Consider the following 336-nt stretch of genomic DNA (forward strand, 5'->3'; position numbering starts at 1 on the left):
AAGTGCTAAATGAGCTGAGATGTTTTTTATACTGTCTTTGAAGTTTTTTACCGTTAACCCCAAAGAAACCTCCAATAGTATGACAATTAATAGCTGTGTTATCTATTAATTTCTTTTAAAAAAGCCGCAAATTCTTGCGTCATACGTGTTCCTTTAGCCACTAAAGCCCAATCTCTTTTAACAATTTCTCCATTAGTTTTATTGGTCCAACGACGACGTTTAATGTGTAAATAGACAAACTTGGGATCAAGTTCAAAAGTTGGGGATTAGGCAAAAAGATTGGATAATCTAAACAGGAAAAAATCAATTTTTCTAACACCTCTAAATTGCGCTCTA

General features: G+C 33.3%; 1 pseudogene. It reads right to left on the reverse strand.

The features are described 5' to 3' along the window. Positions 1-98: 98 nt before the first annotated feature. A pseudogene (locus K5R64_RS17250) lies at positions 99-257 on the reverse strand (transposase); the annotation flags it as partial. Positions 258-336 lie beyond the last annotated feature (79 nt).

The sequence above is a fragment of the Flavobacterium sp. UMI-01 genome (genome assembly GCF_019656315.1).
Classification (GTDB): Bacteria; Bacteroidota; Bacteroidia; order Flavobacteriales; family Flavobacteriaceae; genus Flavobacterium.